The 6,492-nt window shown below is 63.3% G+C and carries 5 protein-coding genes, 1 pseudogene and 1 other annotated feature; of the genes and pseudogenes, 4 read left to right on the top strand and 2 right to left on the bottom strand.

The genetic code is table 11. From position 1 onward, the window contains the following. Together ACFUEJ_RS24000 and ACFUEJ_RS24005 are read left to right on the top strand one after the other, a co-directional pair. Positions 1-361, top strand: a pseudogene (locus ACFUEJ_RS24000) (hypothetical protein); the annotation flags it as partial. 167 nt (positions 362-528) lie between these two features. After that, positions 529-1,781 (top strand): IS3 family transposase gene (locus tag ACFUEJ_RS24005; protein WP_137811086.1). Its coding sequence is split into 2 segments (ribosomal slippage): positions 529-823 and positions 823-1,781, totalling 1,254 coding nucleotides; the frame shifts between segments, so codons are not numbered across the junction. Beyond that, positions 813-944: a sequence feature (AL1L pseudoknot), on the top strand. Its footprint overlaps the gene before it by 132 nt. 52 nt (positions 1,782-1,833) lie before the next feature. Here the strand turns inward: ACFUEJ_RS24005 and ACFUEJ_RS24010 are convergent. Both ACFUEJ_RS24010 and ACFUEJ_RS24015 read right to left on the bottom strand, forming a co-directional pair. Further along, positions 1,834-2,496 (bottom strand): hypothetical protein, encoded by a 663-nt coding sequence (locus ACFUEJ_RS24010; RefSeq protein WP_055477302.1) that lies wholly within the window; start codon positions 2,494-2,496, stop codon positions 1,834-1,836. Next, the gene (locus tag ACFUEJ_RS24015) at positions 2,496-3,512 is read right to left on the bottom strand and encodes a reprolysin-like metallopeptidase (protein ID WP_165630005.1); all 1,017 of its coding nucleotides are present in this window, start codon (positions 3,510-3,512) and stop codon (positions 2,496-2,498) included. Before ACFUEJ_RS24015 ends, ACFUEJ_RS24010 begins: the two co-directional genes overlap by 1 nt. A 298-nt stretch (positions 3,513-3,810) precedes the next feature. Here ACFUEJ_RS24015 and ACFUEJ_RS24020 point away from each other — a divergent pair, with 298 nt between their 5' ends. Then, positions 3,811-5,871 (top strand): DEAD/DEAH box helicase, encoded by a 2,061-nt coding sequence (locus ACFUEJ_RS24020; RefSeq protein WP_068970440.1) that lies wholly within the window; start codon positions 3,811-3,813, stop codon positions 5,869-5,871. Positions 5,872-5,905: 34 nt separating this feature from the next. After that, positions 5,906-6,145 (top strand): hypothetical protein, encoded by a 240-nt coding sequence (locus ACFUEJ_RS24025; RefSeq protein ID WP_055477305.1) that lies wholly within the window; start codon positions 5,906-5,908, stop codon positions 6,143-6,145. The last annotated feature ends 347 nt before the right edge of the window (positions 6,146-6,492 follow it).

The raw sequence follows: 6,492 nt of genomic DNA on the forward strand, positions 1-6,492 counted from the left end.
GATCCGGCTCACCCTGCATACCCACCAGGATCCCAGCCCACCAGGCAAACCCGCTCACCCCACACCGAAACGACACCGACTATTTCAGCAGTCTCTTCAGCCGTGGCGGCAAGCCGTAAATAGCTTCTTCCCTGGCGACGACGACGACCCGGATGTTGACGATCTCGTCTGGCTGACCCCACGAACGTATGCTGCCGGCGACATCATGGTGTACCTGGTCGACGCCCCCAGCCCAGCGATCATCAAGATCGACACCCTGTCCCGCGGCTCCGAGGACGATGGCCTGAACGCCGAACCCGACTTAGAGTGGGGCCCCTTCGACCAGGGATTGTCGCTGCGGGCGACCGCGAGAAGTGCCTGAGACAGTGAGCGGGCGCCCGTCGTCAACTCGCCCTGGTCGTGCATGAGCGTTTGATCGAAAGGGTCAACGACCTGTGGTACGGCCATAACCGACCGGGCCGCACGCCAGGTTCTACTGAACCGTCCTGGGTCTGGTGGAGACCGTGATCTCACCAGGAGAATGCCGGTATGGGTGCACTGAGGAAGTTTGATCCAGAGACGCGTGAGCGGGCTGTGAGGATGTATCACGACCACCTCGCCGAGCATGGCGGCGGAAAGCTCGCCGCCCGGAAACACGTGGGCGCATTGCTCGATATCAACCAGGCGACGTTGCGGAACTGGATCGAGAAGGACCGGCCGATCGTGACTGCGCGGGGAACGATGACGGTGGGCGAGCAGGACGCCGAGTTGGCGGCGCTTCGCAAGGAGAACGCTGAATTGCGAAGGGCCAATGAGATTTTGAAGACAGCGTCGGCGTTTTTCGCCGCGGCGGAGGTCGACCGCCGACTGCGGTGATCGTTGATTACATCGACGCTCACAAGGGTCGGTTCGGGGTCGCCCCGATCTGCCGAGTGCTCACTGAGCACGGCGTGCAGATCGCCCCGTCCACCTACTACGCCCGCACGCAAGCGGGTCCGGTCTCGGTGACACGATTGGCCGAGGCGTACGACGCTCACGCGGTCTACCAGGCGTTTCATCGCAATCGTGGCGTGTACGGCGTCCGCAAAATCTGGCACACGATGCGCCGCGAGGGCCGTGAGATGGGCCGTGATCAGGTGGGCCGACTGATGGGGATCTGCGGGATCGCCGGAGTCACCCGCGGAAAACATCGCACGATCACGACCCAGCGCGATGATCGCGCGCCGCGGCATCCTGATCTGGTGGAGCGCAAGTGGTCATTGCCGGCCAGGCCAGATCAGTGGTGGGTGGCTGATTTCACCTACTGCTGGACCCTGGCAGGGTTCGTTTACACCGCGTTTCTCGTCGATGTGTACTCGCGTCGAATCCTCGGGTGGCGGGTGATGACGAGCAAGTCGACACCGTTGGTGACCAGCGTTCTCGAACAGGCCTTGTTCACCCGACGTAGAACCGACTTCTCGTTCACTGCAACAGGTTTGATTCATCACAGCGATGCCGGAAGTCAGTACACAGCGCTGGCGTTCACCGAAGCATTACGCGACTCCGGCTTGGCCGGATCGATCGGGTCGGTCGGCGATGCACTCGACAATGCGTTGATGGAATCAGCCATCGGGTTGTACAAGACCGAACTGATCGAGCGCCAGCGATCGTGGACCGGGCGCGCAGAAGTCGAGCGCGAGACCGCCGCCTGGGTGCACTGGTACAACACCGAGCGGCTGCACTCATCGATCGGCTACTGCCCGCCCATTGAGTACGAGAGGCGCTACCGTGAGACAGCCACCTCCGAGATGGCGGTGGCCTAAACGAGGTCTCCATCCGATCCAGGACGGTTCATACACCCTGACCACCGGATGATTAACCGGTTGGCGCCGGTGAGGGTGGTGGCGGGTTGCGGTCGCCGGGTTGGGGTATCGGAAAGGTCATCGACGGGCTCGGTGGGGCCGGTGGTGCGAGCCGGTTTTGGGGGTTGGCGCGCAACGCGGCCTCAGCTGCGGCTAGGGGCGCGGAGGCTCTGTCGCGGGCTTGTTGTTCAGTCACAGGCTTGCGGCCGTCGACAGGGACGAGGGTGTACCACTTCTCTGACTCGAGGTAGCGGGTGGCGAACAGGTACCACTGGCCGACCTTGAGAGGTCTGTCGCCGTTGACGGAAATGTAGACACCGTCTTTGACTCCGCCTTGCTGGTTGACTACCACGCTCTCGGGGACTTCACCTTTGATCGCCGTTTTGGTGAGCACGCTGTACTGAGTTTCGGGGAGTGGCCCGAGTGCCTTGGTGCCGGCGGCTGATTCGACGCGGCCGGTGAAGACGTGCGTCGAGATCGCCATCAGGTTGCGTAGGTCAGAGGTGTCGGTGATCGAGTCCGCATGGGCGGTCGAGGTGGCCGTGGCCGATTCGAGGGGAGGGATGCCCTCATTGACGGTTTGTTCGCCGCACGCGGCCAGGGTGGCAGCGGCGAAGATGCCGACGATGCCGAGCGTGAGGGCCGCCGGTCGTGTTGCTCGGTGGTTGGTGGTCATCAGAATCCCCACTTGTTGTGGTAGAGGTCGCGGGTGAGCCCAGTGGGCGTGTAGGACGTTCCGCGGGCCCCGTCATTATCTGCCATCAGGTCGTTGGAGCAGGTGTGGAACAGTCCCAGTGCGTGCCCAATCTCGTGGGCGATCACCCCCGCTCTCCTCGCCGATGAGTAGCCCTGCACGTAGTGCATGTTGATCTGGATAGTGCTGGTCAGCGGCGCGTTGTAGCGCGTGTGCAGCCCAGACCAGCTCACATCGGATCGGTTTTCCGTCGAGATCGCCACATCGGCAACCTCGAACACACCTACCGGCGCGACCGTGATAGGACTGAGTTGGTTCCAGGAGTTCACCGCAGATTGCAGCTCGGCGCCGTAGAGGAAACCGCCGCCGGTGCTGTAGGCGAGGCGCTGCCCATCGACGTCGTTGTTGGGTAGGAAGTAGCCGCCGACGCCCGTGTCCTTGTAGAGCACAGTGCCGCCCTGGAAGTCTTGCGCCCAGACCGAGCAGGTGGTGGTGCGGGTGTCTTCAGTGGGAAACTTGAATCGCCCGTTCTCCCAGCCTGAATCGGCCCAGACGTCGCGGATTCCCAGCCACACGTTTTTAGCTCCGGTCGTGGCCGAGTAGTAGATCGACCCGGCCACCATGTGATTCGCGCGCCCGCCGTTGACGCCGAACTCGCGGGTGATCGGATAGCCCAGATACCCAGTCTCCCAACCTACTCGGCCCCACGCATCGCGAATAAGTCCACCGATCTGGTTGGCATGCCCGCCGGCCACGGCGGAGTGCCAGTAGATCGAGCTGTTCTTGACGAACTTCTGAAACTTGCCGCCGTTCTGGGTGTTTGACTCGGGGATGGTGGCGTTGCCGAAGAAGTTGTAACCACCGGCTTGTTCGTATTCCTCGTGGATCTTCCCGTAGATCCAGTAACCATGGAAGACGTCCGCGCGTACCGCGCCTGCGCCGATCCACATTAATGCGGCAATTACTAACGAGGCCAGGGCAATACCAAACCTACGCACCGTCACCACCTTCACTCGCCCCCCAAGACCAGCAAGTGGTGGACACGCTATCTGCAATGTGTGATCTACGTCAACGAAAATCGGGTACCGCAGATCACTTCGGCACTCCTGCCTCGCACCTACCTGCCCGACTGATGTAGCGGGACGCTGTGGTGACTTTGTCGGCCTCGAGGGCCCGGCCCGTCCAGGTGACCTGACGTGTGAGCGGGAGAGTGTGTCGAGGTTGAAGCTCATTTGCGCGCGGCAATATACGCAGTGGATACTTGTTAGAGTTGTATAATGTTGTATAGTTTTAATCATGGCTGAACAAGGTTTTCTGCGAGTCGCGGAGGCGGCTGCTTATCTCGGGGTGTCCGCCCAGACGCTGCGGCGATGGGATCGTGACGGCACCTTGCCTGCGCTGCGGCGCCCCGGCAGTGATTACCGGTATTACCGGCGCGCCGACCTGGAGCCGTTCCGGCTGGAGTATCGCCGTGCCCAGGAGGCCGCCGCGGCTGGCGCCAACAGCAGTGTGTTCGTCACCGCCAACGCGGACGTCGAGGCCAACGCGGCGTTGCGGGAGCCACAGCGCGAGGCCCACCGTGCTGTGCGCGAGCACTTCGCTGAGAACGCCACCCCGGCGATCGTGCAGATTCCAGTCGGGTGCGGCAAGACCGGCATCATGGCGACTCTGCCCTTCGGCATCGCCCGTGGTCGCACGCTGGTGATCACGCCGAACTTGACGATCCGTAAGGGGGTCGCCGATGCCGTGGACATCACCAGCCCGCAGTGTTTCTGGACCAAGTGTCGGGTGTTGTCGGATTTCACCGCAGGGCCGTGGATGGCCGTCCTGGACGGGCCAAACGCCAACGTCCACGACGCGATCGAAAGTGACTTCGTGGTCTGCAACATCCAGCAGCTGGCCAGCCAGGCCGACCGGTGGCTTCCGCAGTTCCCGGAGGACTTTTTTGACATGATCCTGGTCGATGAGGGCCATCACGCTGCCGCCGAAAGCTGGCAGAAGGTGTTCCGGCGCTTCCCCAATGCCAAGGTCGTCAGCCTGACCGCCACCCCGTTTCGCTCCGACCAGCAGCAGCTGCACGGCGACATCGTCTACCGGTACCCGTTCACCCGGGCGATGATCACCGGCTACATCAAGCAGATCCACTCCCGCAACGTCGCCCCCGCCGAGCTGTACTTCACCTACCGTGACGACACCCGCCGCCACACCCTCGACGAAGTCCTGGAACTGCGCGAGGAGGCCTGGTTCCGCCGCGGCGTGGCGCTGAGTACCGAGTGCAACCGCCACATCGTGGAGGCCAGCATCCAGGCGTGTGACCGGATGCGCGCCCAGACCGGTATCCAGCACCAGATCATCGCCGCGGCCTGCTCGGTCGACCATGCCCGCCAGGTCGCCGCGATCTACAACGAATGCGGATACCGCGCGGCCGAGATCCATTCCGACATGGACGAAAACGACCAGGACGCCGTCATCGCACGGCTGCGCCAAGGGCAGCTCGACTGCGTCGTGCAGGTGCAGATGCTCGGTGAGGGCTTCGACCACCCGCGCCTGAGTGTCGCGGCGATCTTCCGGCCCTTCCGCAGCCTGGCGCCCTACATCCAGTTTGTCGGCCGGGTGATGCGCGTGGTGCAGGAGGCGGCCCCCGAGCACCCCGACAACCAGGGCCACATCGTGTCCCACATCGGACTCAACAACGACGCCCGCTGGTCAGAATTCCGCGAACTCGACCTCGATGACCAAGCCTTGGTGCACGGATGGGTTGCCGGCACCACCGACGATGACGGCGATGGCAACGGTGATGGCGAACCGCGTGCCCGCCGATTCGACGAGGGCATGCTCGTCGACAACGAGATCCTCACCGACTTCGTCGAGCAGACCTACCTTGATCCCACCGACGACCGGGTCCTCGACGAGATCTTGAACCGCGAAGTCGCCCCCGGCATTCGTGTCGGCGACGTCGTTGACCGCGAGCAGCTACGCCAACGCCTGCTGGCGCAGCAGGCAGCAGCCGCACCCCCTGCGCCGCAGCCGATCCCGGTCTCCCCGCAGCGGGCACGACAATCGGCCAAGACCCGGGTCAACCAGCGCACCAAGGCGGTCGCCAACCGAATTCTGGCCGACCTCGACCTCCCGACCCGGGGTCACCAGCTGATGGCCGTCACGGGCGGCCCGCGTCAGCACAACACGGTCATCGCAATCCGCCGTCTGGCCGCGGCGATCAACGAGGCGGTGGGCATGCCCAACGGCACCCGCGGCGAGTGGTCGGGCGAGCAGTTGACCACCATCTTCGAACGCATCGACAAGATCGCCGACACCGTCCGCGACACGTTGAGATCCCAACTGTCCCAACGCGGGTAAAACCTCACCCGTACCGTGCCCCAAAGGAGTCAGCATGCCCACCACCAAAGCGATCCTGCGCCACGTCCGTGTCGAGACGCCCCGCACGAATCACGAGCGTCCGTGCGCCGCCCACCGCAAAGGCAAGAAGGCCCACTTCATCCTGGCCGGTGACACCCACCTGGTCATCACGGAAAACGACAAGGCGATCAGATACTGCCCGCCGGCGGCCGCCGAGATCCTCGACGTCGCTCAACAGGACCTCGCCACGCTGCGCCAGCAGCTCGGCCTGTGACGCCGACGGGCCTATGTCTATCTGGCTAGCTAAAGCCCTGTCCCCCAGCATTTTTCAACTGGTAACGGGACGTGTTGAACTAGGGCGAGTTGCAAGAAGCAGTCCTGATCGACAAGGTCTATCCCAAGCCCCAATCGGTCCATGCCCCGAGTAGCGCGATCACTCCGGCCGTTACGCCAGCCGCGAGCGAGTACGCCCAGCCAGCCCAACGGGTGCGTGCCGGGAGCATAACCGCGATCCCGGGAAGGAGTATGAATCACCCCTGGTTTGATGCCGCTTCCTTCTGAGTCAGGAAGGATGAGCTCATGCCTAAAAAGATCGATCCAGAGGTCCGTTCGAGGGCTCTG

The organism is Gordonia sp. NPDC057258, assembly GCF_042668985.1.
In the GTDB taxonomy this organism is placed as follows: domain Bacteria; phylum Actinomycetota; class Actinomycetes; order Mycobacteriales; family Mycobacteriaceae; genus Gordonia; species Gordonia hongkongensis.